A 15,812-nucleotide genomic window follows, 5' to 3' on the forward strand; every position below is an offset into this window, starting at 1 on the left:
TGTATAAGAGACAGCCCCAGCCACTCCGCTGCCGCTCCTCGAGGCCACCGTGAGCCGCTGCGCGGAGCCGCTCCCCGCCCCGCCCTTCCACCGTTCCCACCTCAAACGCCGGTACGGCTGCAGCCAAGGCGCTACCGCGCCCGCGGGCGGAGCCCCCGGCGGCGGTGCCGCACACGAAAGCGGCGGGTACCCGGGATTCCCGGGCCCCCGCCGCTTCGGCAGAAGAAGGTCAGACCACGATCAGCGCATCCAGCGGAGCCCCGGCAAGGGCCCCGGACAGCTTCTCGCGCCCCGGGAGGAACGACAGCTCCATCAGGACCGCCACACCGGCGACATCGGCCCCGGCCCGCCGGATCAGCTCCAGCGAGGCCTCGGCGGTGCCACCGGTGGCCAGGACGTCGTCGATGACCATGACCCGGTCACCGGCCGACAGGTCCTCCGCGTGGACCTCGATCTCCGCCGTCCCGTACTCCAGCTCGTACGCCTGCGCGAGCGTGGCGCCGGGCAGCTTGCCGGCCTTCCGCACGGGGATGAAGCCGATGCCCGCCTTCACGGCGACCGGGGCGGCGAGGATGAACCCGCGCGCCTCCAGCCCGACGATCTTCGTCGCGCCGTACCGGCCGGCCAGCTCCACCAGGGTGTCGGTCAGCGCGCCGAACGCCTTGGGGTCGGCGAGCAGCGGGGTGATGTCCTTGAACATCACACCCGGCTTCGGGTAGTTCGGGACGTCCGTGATCCGGCTGAGCAGCAGCTCGCGGACTTCGGGGGTGCAGCTCTCGATGCTCACCGGCGCCGCCTCCCCTGGCCGCCCTGGGCCACCACCTGCGGGGTCTCGTCCCCGTCGGTGTCGACGTCCGCGCCCTCGCCCTTGGCGGCCGCGGCCGCCCGCTTGGCGAGCACACGCTTCTTCAGCGCCTTCATCGCCGGCTCGCGCTCCTTCAGGTCCACGACCAGCGGGGTGGCGATGAAGATCGAGGAGTACGCACCGGCCGCGAGGCCGACGAACAGCGACAGCGAGATGTCGTTGAGCATGCCCGCGCCGAGGAAGCCGCCGCCGATGAACAGCAGGGCCCCGACCGGCAGCAGCGCCACGACGGTGGTGTTGATCGAGCGGACCAGCGTGCCGTTGATGCTGCGGTTGGCGACGTCGCTGAAGGTCCAGCGGGTCTGCTTGGTGATGTCCTTCGCGCCCTCCTTGAGACCGTCGAAGACGACGACGGTGTCGTAGAGGGAGTAACCGAGGATGGTCAGCAGACCGATCACGGTGCCCGGGGTGACCTCGAAGCCGACCAGCGCGTACACGCCGACCGTGATGGTGAGGTCGTGGATCAGTGCGATCAGGGCCGCGACGGCCATCCGCCACTCGAAGGCGATGGCCAGGTAGATCACCACGAGGACCATGAAGATCGCGAGGCCCGTCCAGGCCTTGTTCGCGATCTGCTCGCCCCAGCTCGGGCCGACCAGGTCCGCGTTGATCTGGCCCGCGTCGACCTTGAGGTCCGTGCCGAGCTGCTTCTTCACCGAGGCGGCCGAGTCGGTGTCCAGACCGGAGATCTGGATGCGCAGGCCACCGGTGCCGAGCTCCTGGACGATGGCGTCGTGCCCCGAGGCCTTCTCCGCGGCCTCGGTCGCCCGCGCCACGGACACGGCCGTCTTCGGGGTGGTGAAGACGGCACCGCCCTTGAACTCGATGCCCATGTTGAGGCCCTGGACGGCCAGCGCCACGATCGCCGTGATGGTGATCAGGACGGAGACGCCGTACCAGACGAAGCGCTTGCCGACGAAGTCGTAGCCGACCTCACCGCGGTACAGCTTGGCGCCGAGATCTCCCAGCTTCGACATCTCACGCCTCCTTTGCGTCGACAGGAACGGCGGGGGTGCGGCGGCGGGAGCTCCGCAGCGGCGGCTTCGCGCCGAGCCGCTTCGGGTCCAGCCCGGACCACGGGTGGCCGCTGGAGAAGAACTTCGTCCGCGCCAGCAGGGTCATGACGGGCTTGGTGAACAGGAACACCACGACCACGTCGAGCAGGGTGGTCAGGCCCAGCGTGAAGGCGAAGCCCTGGACCTTGCCGACGGTGACGATGAAGAGCACCGCGGCGGCGAGGAAGGACACGAAGTCGGAGACCAGGATGGTGCGGCGGGCGCGCGGCCAGGCCCGCTCGACGGCCGGACGCAGCGTGCGGCCCTCGCGGATCTCGTCGCGGATGCGCTCGAAGTACACGATGAACGAGTCCGCCGTGATGCCGATGGCGACGATGGCGCCACAGACGGCGGGCAGGTTCAGGGCGAAGCCGATGCCCTTGCCCAGCAGCGCCATGATCGTGTAGGTCAGGATCGCCGACACCATGAGGCTGACGATCGCGATGAAGGCCAGACCGCGGTAGTAGACCAGCAGGTAGATCACGACGAGGGCCAGGCCGATGGCGCCGGCGATCAGACCGGCCTTCAGCTGCTCCCCGCCGAGCGCGGCGGTGACGGTGGTGACGCTGTCCTCCTGGAAGGACAGCGGCAGGGCGCCGTACGAGAGCATGTTGCCCAGGTCCTGCGCGGACTGCTGGTTGAAGCCGCCGGAGATCTCCGCGTTGCCGCCGGTCAGCGCCTGGCTGACGGACGGGTCGGAGATGACCTCGCCGTCGAGGACGATCGCGAACTGGTTCTGCGGGGGCGTCTTGGTGGCCAGCTCACCGGTGATCTTGGCGAACTTGTCGGCGCCCTTGTCGGTGAACTGCATGGTCACGATCCACTGACCGCGCTGCTGGTCCACGACGCCCTTGGCGTCCTTGACGTCCGTACCGGCGACCTGGGCCGGACCGAGGATCCACTTGCCCCACTGGTTGCCGCGCTTGCCACAGGCGATCATCGGGTCCTCGGGCTTGACGCCCTTGCCCGCGGCGGCACGCTGCTCCTCGTTGGTGCAGTTCAGCGCGGCGAACTTCGCCTGGAGCCCGGCGACGGCCGGATCGGCCGGCGGGGTCGGCACGGGTGCCGGGGCCGACGGGGAACCGGAGGCCGGAGCGGACGGCGTGGCCTTGTTGTCGTCTGCCTTCTTCGACTCGCTCGCCGAGGGCGAGGGAGTGGGGGTGCCCGGGGCCTTGAGGGCCTCGCTGAGCACACGGCCCTGGGAAGTGGCGCTGGACGACGGGGTGGCCTGGGCGGACGGCTTGGAGCTGCCCTCGGCCTTCGGGGCGCCGGAACCGCTCGCGGAGGGGCTCGGGGAGCCGCTCGGCTTGGTCTCGGGGGCGGCGGGGGCGCCGTCGGCGAAGGCGAGAACGGGGCGGAAGTAGAGCTGGGCGGTGGTACCGACCTGCTCGCGCGCCTGCTGCTCGTTCGTCCCCTTGGGGATGTTCACGATGATGTGGTCGCGGCCCTGGGTCTGGACCTCGGCCTCCGAGACGCCGAGCCCGTTGACACGGCGCTCGATGATGCCGACCGCGGTGTTCATGTTGGTCTCGTTGACCGCGTCCGGCTTGCCGGGCTCGCTCTTCGCCTTGAGCGTGATGCTCGTACCGCCCGCGAGGTCGATGCCCAGACGGGGGGTGGTCTGATGAGAGAGGAACATCCCCGCGGTGAGCGCCACCATTGCGATCAGGATGAAGGCCAGGGCGCGCCCCGGCCTCCCCTGAGCCCCCGTGGGCCGCCGGCCCTTCTTCGGTGCTGCCACCTTGTCGTATCTCCCTGTCCAACCGTCCTGCGCCGGGTCAGCGCGCGGACGGCCACGAAATGTGTGGTGGGGACCCCTGCCCCCCGCAGAAGTTCACTGCGGGAACCGCGGCGGGTGCCGGTCGGGCACCACCGCGGTCCCGGTCCGGCGCTACTTGGCGCCGGGCTCGCCGTCGGTCTTGCCGTCCTTCGGCTCGTCGTCGCCCTTGGGCTCGTCCTTCTTGCCCAGGTCGAGCTTGGGGGCCTCGTCCTCGGTCAGCGAGGAGGCGTCGTCGGGGACGACCGGGGTGTCCTCCGGGGTGGCGATGCCGTGGACGATGCGGTTGTACTCGTCGTCCTCCAGCACGGCGCCGATGGCGTTCTTCGCGTAGATCGCGTGGACGCCGGGGGCCACCTCGAGGGTGACGGTGTCGTCACCGATCTCCTTGACCGTGGCGTACATGCCGCCGATGGTGCGGACGCCGGTGCCGGCCGTCATGTGGTCGCGCATCTGCGCGGCCTGCTGCTGCTTCTTCTTGGCGGAGCGGGTCATCAGGAACATCGCCCCGATGAGCACGATGAACGGGAGGAGTGTCACGAGATTCACGGGACGGAGATCCTTCGCACGACCGCACGGGAGACGGCCTTTTTCTACGGGGGTGGGCACGCCGACCCGAAGGGTCGGCATCGGCGGAGTCTAGGCGAGTCAGCGCCGATGGAACAACGCCCAGCATGGCACCGCAGTTCCTGGCCGGTCGAACCTCCGCGCCGTCAGGCCCCGAACAGGCCCTGTTGTCCGCTTGATCCGCCGGCCTGCTGCTGCGGGGGAACAAGCCCCAGGTGAGCCCATGCGGCGGGGGTCGCGACCCGGCCCCGCGGGGTACGGGCCAGCAGTCCCTCCCGGACCAGGAAGGGCTCGGCGACCTCCTCGACGGTCTCGCGCTCCTCCCCGACGGCGACGGCGAGGGTGGACAGCCCGACGGGGCCGCCGCCGAACAGCTTGAGCAGGGCCTCCAGCACGGCGCGGTCCAGCCGGTCGAGGCCGCGGGCGTCCACCTCGTACACCTGCAGGGCCGTGGCGGCGACCTCGCGGGTGATCACCCCGTCGGCCCGCACCTGGGCGTAGTCCCGGACGCGGCGCAGCAGGCGGTTGGCGATGCGCGGGGTGCCGCGGGAGCGGCCGGCGATCTCGGCGGCGCCGGCGGTGTCGATCTCCACGTCGAGGAGGCGGGCGGAGCGGTGGACGACGCGCTGGAGCTCCTCGGGGGCGTAGAACTCCATGTGCCCGGTGAACCCGAAGCGGTCCCGCAGGGGCGGGGGCAGCAGGCCGGCCCGGGTGGTCGCCCCGACGAGGGTGAACGGGGGCAGCTCCAGCGGGATGGCGGTCGCGCCGGGGCCCTTGCCGACGATCACGTCGACCCGGAAGTCCTCCATGGCCATGTACAGCATCTCCTCGGCGGGCCGGGACATGCGGTGGATCTCGTCGAGGAAGAGGACCTCGCCCTCCTGGAGGGAGGAGAGGATCGCGGCGAGGTCGCCGGCGTGCTGGATGGCGGGGCCGGAGGTGATGCGGATGGGCGCGCCCATCTCCGCGGCGATGATCATGGAGAGGGTGGTCTTGCCGAGGCCGGGCGCGCCGGAGAGCAGGACGTGGTCGGCGGTGGCGCCGCGCTGGCGGGCCGCCTTCAGGACGAGGTCCAGCTGCTGGCGGACCTTCTCCTGGCCGACGAACTCGCCGAGGTCCTTGGGGCGCAGGGCCGCCTCGACGGCGGTGTCCTCACCGTCGGCCGCGGCGGCGACCAGCCGGTCCGGCTCGGGGGTGGTGCTGTCGTCGTCCCAGTTCACGCTGCTCAGTCTGCCTTCTGGTTGGTGCCGGTGCGGGGGGCGGTACCCGGGGTCAGCGGGCCCGGTTCAGGGACTGGAGGGCCGCTCGGAGGAGCTGGGGGACGGGGGCCGAGCCCCCGGCGGCGATGGCCGCCTCCGCCTGGGGGGTGACGGCGGCGACGGCGTCGTCCGCCTCCCGCGCGGCGTACCCGAGCCCGATCAGCGCGGCCGTGAGCTGCTCGGCCCAGGGCGCGGGCGCCGACGCGGCCGCCCGCTGGGCACCGAGCACCGGCGCGGCGGGCGCCCCCAGCTTGCCCTTCAGCTCCAGCAGCAGCTTCTGCGCGCCCTTCGGCCCGATGCCCGGCACCGCCGTCAGGGCCTTGGCGTCCCCCGCCGCGAAGGCGGCCCGCAGGGCGTCCGGGCTGTGCACCCCGAGCATCGCCTGCGCCACCCGGGGGCCGACCCCGCTCGCGGTCTGGAGGAGCTCGAAGACCTGGCGTTCGTCGTCGTCGGCGAAGCCGTAGAGGGTCAGGGAGTCCTCACGGACCACCAGGGACGTGGCCAGCCGGGCCGGTTCGCCGACGCGCAGGCCCGCGATGGTGTTCGGGGTGCACTGCACGGCCATGCCGACGCCGCCCACCTCGATCACGGCCAGGGTGGGGGTGAGCGCGGCGACCGGGCCGCTGACGAAGGCGATCATCGGATGGGGCCTTTCAAGGCGTGCTGGGCTACCGCCTGTTGGAGGCGGTTCTGGGCAGGGGCCCGCCAGATGTGGCAGATGGCGAGGGCCAGCGCGTCGGCGGCGTCGGCCGGCTTGGGTGGTTCGGCCAGCCGCAGCAGCCGGGTGACCATGGCTCCGACCTGCGCCTTGTCGGCCCGGCCGCTGCCGGTGACGGCGGCCTTGACCTCGCTGGGGGTGTGCAGCGCGACGGGTATCCCGCGGCGCGCCGCGCACAGCATGGCGACGGCGCTGGCCTGCGCGGTGCCCATCACGGTGCGGACGTTGTGCTGGCTGAACACCCGCTCCACGGCGACGAATTCGGGCCGGTGCTCGTCGAGCCACGCCTCGATGCCGCGCTCGATGGCGACGAGCCGCTGCCCCAGCTCGGCATCCGCGGGGGTCCGCACGACACCGACGCCGACCATGGTCAAAGGCCGCCCGGCGACCCCCTCGACCACACCGACGCCGCACCGCGTGAGCCCGGGGTCCACGCCGAGTACCCGCACACATCCTCCCCTGCTCCGACCGGACGTGCGCCAGGCTATCCGCTGCCACTGACAACGACGGCGGGCCGGTAGGACGTGTCCTACCGGCCCGCCGGTGCGCTCAGCCCGCGACGGCCTTACGCGTCGACCTTCTCCATGACCTCGTCCGAGACGTCGAAGTTGGCGAAGACGTTCTGCACGTCGTCGCTGTCCTCCAGCGCGTCGATCAGCTTGAAGATCTTGCGCGCGCCCTCTTCGTCGAGCTCGACCTGCATGGTCGGGACGAAGCTGGAGTCGGCGGAGTCGTAGTCGATGCCGGCCTCCTGGAGCGCGGTGCGGACCGCGACCAGGTCGGTGGCCTCGCTGATGATCTCCCAGGTCTCGCCGTTGTCGTTGACCTCTTCGGCGCCGGCCTCCAGGACCGCGCCGAGGACGTCGTCCTCGGAGAGCTCGCCCTTGGGCAGCAGGATGACGCCCTTGCGGTTGAACAGGTACGAGACCGAGCCCGGGTCGGCCATCGAGCCGCCGTTGCGGGTCATGGCGACGCGGACGTCGGAGGCGGCGCGGTTGCGGTTGTCGGTGAGGCACTCGATGAGCACCGCGACACCGTTCGGGCCGTAGCCTTCGTACATGATCGTCTCGTAGTCGGCGCCGCCGGCCTCGAGGCCGCCGCCGCGCTTGACCGCGGAGTCGATGTTCTTGTTCGGGACCGACTGCTTCTTGGCCTTCTGGACGGCGTCGAAGAGGGTCGGGTTACCGTCGATGTCGGGGCCGCCCATACGCGCCGCGACCTCGATGTTCTTGATCAGCTTCGCGAAGAGCTTGCCGCGCTTGGCATCGATCACGGCCTTCTTGTGCTTCGTCGTAGCCCATTTAGAGTGGCCGGACATCCGCCTGTCTCCTTCGCGTAACCAACAGTGTTCACCTCAGATCCTACCGGGACCTGATTACAGCGCCGCGCGCACCATGTCGACGAAGTACGCGTGGACGCGGTCGTCGCCGGTCAGCTCCGGGTGGAACGAGGTGGCGAGGACGTTGCCCTGTCGCACGGCGACGGTGTGGCCGTCGTACGTGGCGAGGACCTCGGCGGAGGCACCGACCGACTCGACCCAGGGGGCGCGGATGAAGACGCCCTCGACGGGGCCGCCCGCTATGCCCGCGAAGTCGATCTTCGCCTCGAAGGACTCGTTCTGGCGGCCGAAGGCGTTGCGGCGGACGATCATGTCGATGCCGCCGAGCGTCTCCTGGTCGTCACGGCCGTCGAGCAGCTTGTCGGCCAGCATGATCATGCCGGCGCAGGTGCCGTAGACGGGCATGCCGGCGCGGACGCGCTCGCGCAGCGGCTCCAGCATGCCGAACAGGACCGCGAGCTTCGACATGGTCGTGGACTCGCCGCCGGGGATCACCAGGGCGTCGACCTCGGCGAGCTCCTCGGGACGCCGGACCGGCCTGGCCACGGCGTCCGCCGCGGCCAGGGCGATCAGGTGCTCCCGTACGTCGCCCTGGAGGGCCAGGACACCGATCACGGGGGGGTTGCTCATCGTGGGGTGCCTTACCAGCCGCGGTTGGCGTAGCGCTCGGCCTCGGGGAGGGTGTCGCAGTTGATGCCGACCATGGCCTCGCCCAGGTTGCGGGACGCGTCCGCGATGACCTTCGGGTCGTCGAAGAAGGTGGTGGCCTTCACGATGGCGGCGGCGCGCTTGGCCGGGTCGCCCGACTTGAAGATGCCGGAGCCGACGAAGACGCCCTCGGCGCCGAGCTGGCGCATCAGCGCGGCGTCGGCCGGGGTGGCGACGCCACCGGCGGAGAACAGGACGACGGGGAGCTTGCCGAGCTCGGCGACCTCCTTGACGAGCTCGTACGGGGCGCGCAGCTCCTTGGCGGCGGCGTACAGCTCGTTGTTGTCGTAGCCGCGCAGCTGGGCGATCTCGTTCTTGATCTGGCGCAGGTGGCGGACGGCCTCGACGACGTTGCCGGTGCCGGCCTCGCCCTTGGAGCGGATCATGGCCGCGCCCTCGGCGATGCGGCGCAGGGCCTCGCCCAGGTTGGTGGCGCCACAGACGAAGGGGGTGGTGAAGGCCCACTTGTCGGAGTGGTTGATCTCGTCGGCCGGGGTCAGGACCTCGGACTCGTCGATGTAGTCGACGCCGAGGGACTGGAGGACCTGGGCCTCGACGAAGTGGCCGATGCGGGACTTGGCCATGACCGGGATGGAGACGGCCTCGATGATCTCCTCGATCATGTTCGGGTCCGACATGCGGGCCACGCCGCCGTCCTTGCGGATGTCGGCCGGGACCCGCTCCAGGGCCATGACGGCCACGGCGCCGGCGTCCTCGGCGATCTTCGCCTGCTCGGCGTTGACCACGTCCATGATCACGCCGCCCTTGAGCTGCTCGGCCATGCCGCGCTTGACGCGGGACGTGCCGATGGCCGACTCAGCGGACTGGGGGGAGGTGGGAAGCGTGCTCACGGGTTGACCTCACTCGAAACGAACTCGAAAGGAAGACGGGTACTACTCGGCAGAGAAAACCCCACCGACCAGTCCACTACAAGGGCCAATATGGAGCCGGTGGCTCCTTGATTTGTCCCCGGCGGCGCTGGTGGACCCCGATCGGCCCAATCCCGTGTCCCCCCGTCCGGGCTAGGCGGGGCGGTCCGCGAGGTCGGCCGGCGGCTCGTCGTCCATCTCGAAGGCGAGCGGGAACGGGGCGTGCCCGGCCAGCCGGAACCAGCGGACCTTGCGGTGCCTGCGCAGGGCGCGGGCGGCCCGTACGGCGTCGTTGAGGAAGCGCCGTGCCATCGGTACCCGGCGCACCGCGGCGGCCAGTTGCTCGGCGGCCTCCACGCCCCCCGGGGCGGACTTGAGCACCTCCACCTGGTCCGCGTCGGCGAACACCGCGCGCAGCGCCTGGCTGAGTTCGCTCTCGGCGACCTCCCGCTGTTCCTCCTCGGCCTGCCGGGCGGCGTGCGCGGCCTCGTACAGCACGAGGGAGGAGGCGGGGTCGAGCGCCCCGGAGGTGGCCACCTCCAGGACGACGGAGGCGCGGCGCACGAGCTGCGCGTCCAGGGCCGCCCGGGCGGCGTCCATCCGGGTGTGCAGCCGGTCCAGCCGCCCGGCGGTCCAGCTGAGGTAGACCCCGACGACGGCGAACGCCACCGCGATCCAGACAAGGTTTTCGATCACGGGCGGCGACACTACCGGCTCCGGCGTGCCGCCCGCCCCCCGCGCGGGTCACCCGGGAGGGCTAGCCCTCCCGGGAGAAGCCGAGGCGGGTGCGGAGCGGGACGCGTTCGTCGGCGGCCACGGCGGCCGCGCCGGCGGTGACCGTCTCGTAGACGGCGAGGATGTCCGCGCCGACCGTCGACCAGTCGAAGCGGCGGACGTGGGCCGAGCCGCGGGCGCTCAGTTCGGCGCGCCGGGCCGGGTCGCGCAGCAGGGCGACCGCCGCGGCCGCCAGGGAGTCGGCGTCCTCGTTGGCGAAGAGCTCCCCGGCCGCGCCCTGGTCGAGCACCTGGGCGAAGGCGTCGAGGTCGGAGGCGAGGACGGCCGCCCCCGCGGACAGGGCCTCGACCAGGATGATCCCGAAGCTCTCGCCGCCCGTGTTGGGGGCCACGTACACGTCGACGCTGCGCAGCAGCCGGGCCTTGTCCTCGTCGGAGACCATGCCGAGGAACTCCACGCGGGAGCGCAGCTCGGCCGGCAGCGAGGCGACGGCCTCCTCCTCGTCGCCGCGGCCGGCCACGAGGAGCCGTACGTCGGGGCACTCCGCCACGATGCGCGGGAAGGCGGCCATGAGCACCGGCAGGCCCTTGCGGGGCTCGTCGATGCGGCCGATGAAGCCGAGGGTCTGCCCGCCCCACTCGGGCTTGGGGTCGGCCTTCGCGAAGAAGTCGACGTCGACGCCGTTGGGGATGACCACGGCGTCCCCGCCGAGGTGCTCGACCAGGGTGCGCCGGGCGTACTCGCTGACCGCGATCCGGGCGCTGATCTTCTCCAGCGCCGGCTGGAGGATCGGGTACGCGGCGATCATCGCCCGCGAGCGGGGGTTGGAGGTGTGGAACGTGGCCACGATGGGTCCCTGCGCCGCCCAGCAGGACAGCAGTCCGAGGGAGGGGGAGGCCGGCTCGTGGATGTGGATGACGTCGAAGACCCCGTCGTGCAGCCAGCGCCGTACCCGGGCGGCCGACAGGAAGCCGAAGTTCAGGCGGGCGACGGAGCCGTTGTAGGGCACCGGGACGGCCCGTCCGGCCGAGACCACGTAGGGGGGCAGCGGGGTCTCGTCGTCCGCGGGGGCCAGCACCGACACCTCGTGGCCGAGCCTGATCAGGTGTTCGGCCAGGTCGCGGATGTGGAACTGGACGCCGCCGGGTACGTCCCAGGAGTACGGGCAGACGATGCCGATCTTCACTACGGGCGCTCCTCCAGGTCGTCGAGCCACAGCCGCTGGAGCATGTGCCAGTCCTCCGGGTGCTCGGCGATCCCCGAAGCGAAGGCGTCGGCCACCGACTGGGTCATGGCGGCCGTCTTCTCGGCCCGGGTCCCGGTGCCGGGCACCTCCACCTCGGGGTGGATCCGGCCGTACATCTTCGGGGCGTCCCCGTAGGACAGGGTGACCGGCAGCAGGGCCGCCCCGGTCTGCTGGGCCAGCAGCGCGGGCCCGGCGGGCATCCGGGCGGTGGCGCCGAAGAAGTCCACCTCGACCCCGGAGGAGGACAGGTCCCGGTCCGCGACCAGGCAGATCAGGCCGCCGGAGCGCAGCCGGCGCGCGAGGGTGCCGAAGGCGGCTCCGCCGCTGTGCGGCAGGACCTCCATGCCCAGGCTCTGCCGGTAGGCCACGAAACGGTCGTAGAGGGACTCGGGCTTGAGCCGCTCGGCGACCGTGGTGAAGGGAACGCCGACGTGGCCGGTGACCCAGGCTCCGGCCAGGTCCCAGTTGGCCAGGTGCGGCAGGGCCACGATCACGCCCCGGCCGGAGGCGAGGGCCTCGCGCAGGATGTGCTCGTCCTTTATCGACACGTCCGTGCCGAACCGCCGTGGGTCCATGGCGGGCAGCCGGAAGGATTCCATCCAGTAGCGCATGTACGAGCGCATACCCGCCTGCGAGAGGGCGCGCAGCCGCTCGGGGCCGGCGTCGGGCACCACCCGGGCCAGGTTGGACTCCAGGCGCAGCACGCTCTTTCCGCGCCGCTTCCAGGCCACGTCCGCGATCTTGCGGCCGAGGGCCGCCGCCACCGGCTCGGGCAGCTTCTTGACGCCCGCCCAGCCGAGCCCGTACAGCCCGCCCGTACAGCCCGTCGACCAGCTTGTCCTTGCCGCTGCCCATCAGAGCGCGCCGCCCTCGGCGGGCGCCGCCGCGTCGGCCTCGGCGGCCTCGCGGCGCACCGTGACCACCCGCTGGACCAGCGTGACGAGCGAGCCCGCCGCCACCACCCACAGGGCGATGGGCAGCAGCACGCCGATCCACGAGGGGACCCCGAAGGTCTGCAGCCCGGACAGGCCGGCCGCGACCAGCGAGATCACCAGGCGCTCGGCGCGCTCCACGAGCCCGTTGACGGCCACCGGCAGGCCGATCGCCTCGCCGCGGGCCTTGGTGTACGAGACCACCTGGCCGCTGGCCAGGCAGAAGATCGCCACCGCGCACAGCACGTTGTCGTTCCCGGAGCCCGCGTACCAGAGCGCGAGGCCGCCGAAGATCGCCGCGTCGGCCACCCGGTCGAGGGTGGAGTCGAGGAACGCGCCCCAGCGGCTGGAGACCCCGGCCTGGCGGGCCATGTTCCCGTCCACCAGGTCCGAGAAGACGAAGAGGGTGATGGTGATCGTGCCCCAGAAGAACTCGCCCCGGGGGAAGAAGACCAGCGCCCCGGCCACCACACCGGCGGTGCCGATCAGCGTGACCGCGTCGGGGCTCACCCCCCGACGGAGGAGAAATGCGGCGAACGGCGTGAGAACACGCGTGAAGAACGCACGCGCGTACTTGTTCAGCATGGCCTTCCCAGAGGGTCGCTGGGCCGCGCGGCCACCACGGCCACCGGTCGTAGCCAGCACCCCGGGTGCGGGGCGCCCCGCACCCTCCGGTTCGCCCGGCGCGGCCCTTCGGCCATCCCCGTCCGGGTGCCCCTTCACGCGCCCGTCCGTGACCGGTACGACGTATGGACGCAGTGTGACGCCAGTGCAAAGCTCGAAGGACCCCGATCACCCTCCTTCACCGCGACACCGGGAGGCACGAGCATCATGGGACCCACATCACACCAAGCCGGGGCCGCCGGCAGGGCACTGACGGCCGACCGCCCCGACTCCGTACGGAACGTCGTGCTGGTCGGCCCCAGCGGCGCCGGCAAGACCACCCTGGTCGAAGCCCTGGCCCTGACCGCGGGAGCCGTGAACCGCGCCGGACGGGTCGAGGACGGGGGCACGGTCTCGGACTACGACGAGATCGAGCAGCGGCGCCAGCGCTCCGTCCAGCTCTCGCTCGTCCCGGTCGAATGGGCCGGAATCAAGATCAACATCCTGGACACCCCCGGATACGCCGACTTCGTCGGGGAACTGCGGGCCGGTCTGCGCGCCGCGGACGCGGCCCTCTTCGTCGTCTCCGCCTCCGACGGGATCGACGGGGCGACGCGGATGGTGTGGGACGAGTGCGAGGCCGTCGGCATGCCGCGCGCCATCGTCATCACCCATTTGGAGGCAGCCCGCTCCGATTACTCGCAGATGGCCTCCGTGTGCGGCGAGATCTTCGGCGCCGACGACCCGGACGCCGTCATCCCCCTCTACCTCCCCCTGCTCGCCGCCCCCGGACCCGACGGCCACTCCCCCGTCACCGGACTGCTCGGCCTGCTCTCCCGACGCGTCTACGACTACAGCTCCGGCGCACGCGCCGAACGCGACCCGGACCCCGGCGAACTCGCCCTCATCGACGAGGCCCGCTCCCGCCTCATCGAGGGGATCATCGCCGAGAGCGAGGACGAGACCCTCATGGACCGCTACCTCGGCGGCGAGGACATCGACGTCAAGACCCTGATCGACGACCTGGAGCGGGCCGTCGCCCGCGGCACCTTCCACCCCGTCCTGATGGCCGCCCCCGCCGCCGAAGGCGCCCGCCAGGGCCTGGGCACCGTGGAACTCCTCGAACTGATCACCGGCGGCTTCCCCACCCCCGCCGAACGCGCGCCCCTCACCGTCACCGCTCCCGACGGCAGCCCGCGCCCCGACGTCGTCTGCGACCCCTCCGGCCCGCTCCTCGCCGAGGTGGTCAAGACCTCCTCCGACCCCTACGTGGGCCGCGTCTCCCTCGTCCGCGTCTTCTCCGGCACCCTGCGCCCCGAGGAGACCGTCCACGTCTCCGGACACGGCCTGGAGGACCGGGGCCACGAGGACCACGATGTCGACGAGCGCATCGGCGCCCTCACCTCCCCCTTCGGCAAACAGCAGCGCACACTCGGCACCTGCATCGCCGGCGACCTCGCCTGCGTGGCCAAACTCACCCGCGCCGAGACCGGCGACACCCTCTCCGCCAAGGACGCCCCGCTGCTGATGGAGCCCTGGGCGATGCCCGAGCCGCTGCTCCCCCTGGCCATCGAGGCCCACAGCAAGGCCGACGAGGACAAGCTCTCCCAGGGGCTGGCCCGGCTCGTCGCCGAGGACCCCACGATGCGCCTGGAACAGAACCCGCACACCCACCAGCTCGTCCTGTGGTCCCTCGGCGAGGCCCACCAGGACGTCGCCCTCGAACGCCTGCGCACCCGCTACGGGGTCCAGGTCGACCCCGTCCCCCACAAGGTCAGCCTCCGCGAGACCTTCGGCGCCAAGGCCGCCGGGCGCGGCCGGCACGTCAAGCAGTCCGGCGGGCACGGCCAGTTCGCGATCTGCGAGATCGAGGTGGAACCGCTCCCGCCCGGCAGCGGCATCGAGTTCGTGGACAAGGTGGTGGGCGGCGCCGTGCCCCGCCAGTTCATCCCGTCCGTGGAGAAGGGCGTACGGGCCCAGGCGGCCCGCGGCGTCGCCGCCGGCTACCCGCTGGTCGACGTACGGATCACCCTGCTCGACGGCAAGGCGCACTCGGTGGACTCCTCCGACGCCGCCTTCCAGACGGCGGGCGCCCTGGCCCTGCGCGAGGCCGCCGCACAGACCCCGGTCCACCTGCTGGAGCCGGTCGCCGAACTCGACGTCGTCGTCCCCGACGAGTACGTGGGCCCGGTCATGAGCGACCTGGCCGGCCGCCGCGGCCGCGTCGTCGGCACCGAACAGGCCGAACCGGGCCGCACCCGGGTCCGCGCCGAGGTCCCCGAGATCGAGATCGGCCGCTACGCAGTGGACCTGCGCTCGGTCTCCCACGGCACCGGCCGCTTCGGCCGGGGCTACGCCCGGCACGAGCCGATGCCCCCGCACCTCGCGGACAAGGTTCGTGAACAGGCGGAGAAGGGAACCCCACTGACGTAGCGTCATGCCGCCCACCCGAGCCGCTTGCGGTGGGCGGTATTTCCCTGTCCCATGACCATGGGGGCGACGGCACCGTTAGGCTCTTCGGGCGCAACGCAGAGCACAACGGACCACGACAGAGCGCAACACGCACGACAGCACGACCGGCGAAGAGCAGTGGCACGGCGATGGGGGCAGCGGTGGCGGACGACGGTTTCGACTTCAGGCCCGGGGCACAGATCCCCCTGCAGGGGGGCGGCGGCCAGACCGCGGCGACCAACGCACTCGCCTCCGCCGCGTACCGCGACGGCGGCAAGGACACCAAGCTCAAGGACATCCTCGGGGCCAACAGCGAGAACCACCCGGCCTCGGTCAAGGACCCGAAGATCTCCCTCTTCGAACCCAACCTCGGCGAGGCCTTCTGCCGCGCCGTCGAGGCCCGCACCCTCGGCGCCGGCCGCAAACCGCTCATCCAGTCCTTCGGCGCCGACCCGCAGACCGTCGTGGAGCACTGCCTGGCCGCCTCCCGCATCCGCAAGGAACGCGACCGCCGGCTCCGCCTGATCATGCTGGTCTGCGGGGTGGTCTTCCTGCCCGGCCTGCTGATGTGGCTGGGCCTCTTCCAGCTGCGCAAGACCCTGGCCAAGGGCGAGGACAGGAAGACCAGCTGGATCGGCACCGCCCTGCTCGTCGGCGTCGCCCTGATCGCCGCCGTCCTGCTCTACCG

General features: G+C 71.7%; 15 protein-coding genes and 1 pseudogene. 2 read left to right on the plus strand and 14 right to left on the minus strand.

From position 1 onward, the window contains the following. Positions 1-229: 229 nt before the first annotated feature. From VR44_RS14340 to pgsA, 14 genes are all read right to left on the minus strand, one after another. On the minus strand, positions 230-781 hold the full coding sequence (locus VR44_RS14340; protein ID WP_094191639.1) for an adenine phosphoribosyltransferase: 552 nt from the start codon (positions 779-781) through the stop codon (positions 230-232). Between the two features lie 2 nt (positions 782-783). After that, a complete protein-coding gene (gene secF, locus VR44_RS14345; protein ID WP_045947866.1) occupies positions 784-1,842 on the minus strand; it encodes a protein translocase subunit SecF in 1,059 nt (352 codons plus the stop codon). Between the two features lies 1 nt (position 1,843). Next, positions 1,844-3,661 carry a protein translocase subunit SecD gene (gene secD, locus VR44_RS14350; RefSeq protein ID WP_094191638.1) on the minus strand — a complete coding sequence of 606 codons (1,818 nt, stop codon included), beginning with the start codon at positions 3,659-3,661 and terminating at the stop codon, positions 1,844-1,846. Between the two features lie 150 nt (positions 3,662-3,811). Next, the gene (yajC, locus tag VR44_RS14355; RefSeq protein WP_045947867.1) at positions 3,812-4,246 is read right to left on the minus strand and encodes a preprotein translocase subunit YajC; all 435 of its coding nucleotides are present in this window, start codon (positions 4,244-4,246) and stop codon (positions 3,812-3,814) included. Between the two features lie 164 nt (positions 4,247-4,410). Next, the gene (ruvB, locus tag VR44_RS14360) at positions 4,411-5,484 is read right to left on the minus strand and encodes a Holliday junction branch migration DNA helicase RuvB (RefSeq protein WP_045947868.1); all 1,074 of its coding nucleotides are present in this window, start codon (positions 5,482-5,484) and stop codon (positions 4,411-4,413) included. A gap of 52 nt (positions 5,485-5,536) precedes the next feature. Continuing rightward, positions 5,537-6,163: a Holliday junction branch migration protein RuvA gene (gene ruvA, locus VR44_RS14365; RefSeq protein ID WP_045947869.1), complete on the minus strand. Its 627-nt coding sequence runs from the start codon at positions 6,161-6,163 to the stop codon at positions 5,537-5,539. After that, the gene (gene ruvC, locus VR44_RS14370; protein WP_045947870.1) at positions 6,160-6,690 is read right to left on the minus strand and encodes a crossover junction endodeoxyribonuclease RuvC; all 531 of its coding nucleotides are present in this window, start codon (positions 6,688-6,690) and stop codon (positions 6,160-6,162) included. Before ruvC ends, ruvA begins: the two co-directional genes overlap by 4 nt. Before the next feature lie 116 nt (positions 6,691-6,806). After that, positions 6,807-7,559, minus strand: coding sequence for a YebC/PmpR family DNA-binding transcriptional regulator (locus VR44_RS14375; protein ID WP_045947871.1), 753 nt, complete (start codon positions 7,557-7,559; stop codon positions 6,807-6,809). 57 nt (positions 7,560-7,616) lie between these two features. Beyond that, positions 7,617-8,210, minus strand: a complete 594-nt coding sequence (pdxT, locus tag VR44_RS14380) for a pyridoxal 5'-phosphate synthase glutaminase subunit PdxT (protein ID WP_045947872.1) — start codon at positions 8,208-8,210, stop codon at positions 7,617-7,619. Positions 8,211-8,221: 11 nt separating this feature from the next. After that, the gene (pdxS, locus tag VR44_RS14385; protein WP_045947873.1) at positions 8,222-9,139 is read right to left on the minus strand and encodes a pyridoxal 5'-phosphate synthase lyase subunit PdxS; all 918 of its coding nucleotides are present in this window, start codon (positions 9,137-9,139) and stop codon (positions 8,222-8,224) included. A 171-nt stretch (positions 9,140-9,310) separates the two neighbouring features. After that, positions 9,311-9,853: a LemA family protein gene (locus tag VR44_RS14390; protein WP_045947880.1), complete on the minus strand. Its 543-nt coding sequence runs from the start codon at positions 9,851-9,853 to the stop codon at positions 9,311-9,313. A gap of 61 nt (positions 9,854-9,914) precedes the next feature. Continuing rightward, on the minus strand, positions 9,915-11,078 hold the full coding sequence (locus tag VR44_RS14395) for a glycosyltransferase family 4 protein (RefSeq protein ID WP_045947874.1): 1,164 nt from the start codon (positions 11,076-11,078) through the stop codon (positions 9,915-9,917). Beyond that, entirely contained in the window at positions 11,078-11,902 is an 825-nt protein-coding gene (locus VR44_RS14400; protein WP_245691800.1) for a phosphatidylinositol mannoside acyltransferase, read from the minus strand. Before VR44_RS14400 ends, VR44_RS14395 begins: the two co-directional genes overlap by 1 nt. Positions 11,903-11,992: 90 nt before the next feature. Next, the gene (gene pgsA, locus VR44_RS14405) at positions 11,993-12,655 is read right to left on the minus strand and encodes a phosphatidylinositol phosphate synthase (RefSeq protein WP_045947876.1); all 663 of its coding nucleotides are present in this window, start codon (positions 12,653-12,655) and stop codon (positions 11,993-11,995) included. A gap of 246 nt (positions 12,656-12,901) precedes the next feature. Between pgsA and VR44_RS14410 the strand changes: the two genes are divergently transcribed. Together VR44_RS14410 and VR44_RS14415 are read left to right on the plus strand one after the other, a co-directional pair. Then, a complete protein-coding gene (locus VR44_RS14410; protein WP_045947877.1) occupies positions 12,902-15,106 on the plus strand; it encodes an elongation factor G-like protein EF-G2 in 2,205 nt (734 codons plus the stop codon). A 179-nt stretch (positions 15,107-15,285) separates the two neighbouring features. Next, positions 15,286-15,812, plus strand: a pseudogene (locus VR44_RS14415) (hypothetical protein); the annotation flags it as partial.

It is taken from the genome of Streptomyces katrae, assembly GCF_000966975.1.
GTDB lineage: Bacteria > Actinomycetota > Actinomycetes > Streptomycetales > Streptomycetaceae > Streptomyces > Streptomyces katrae.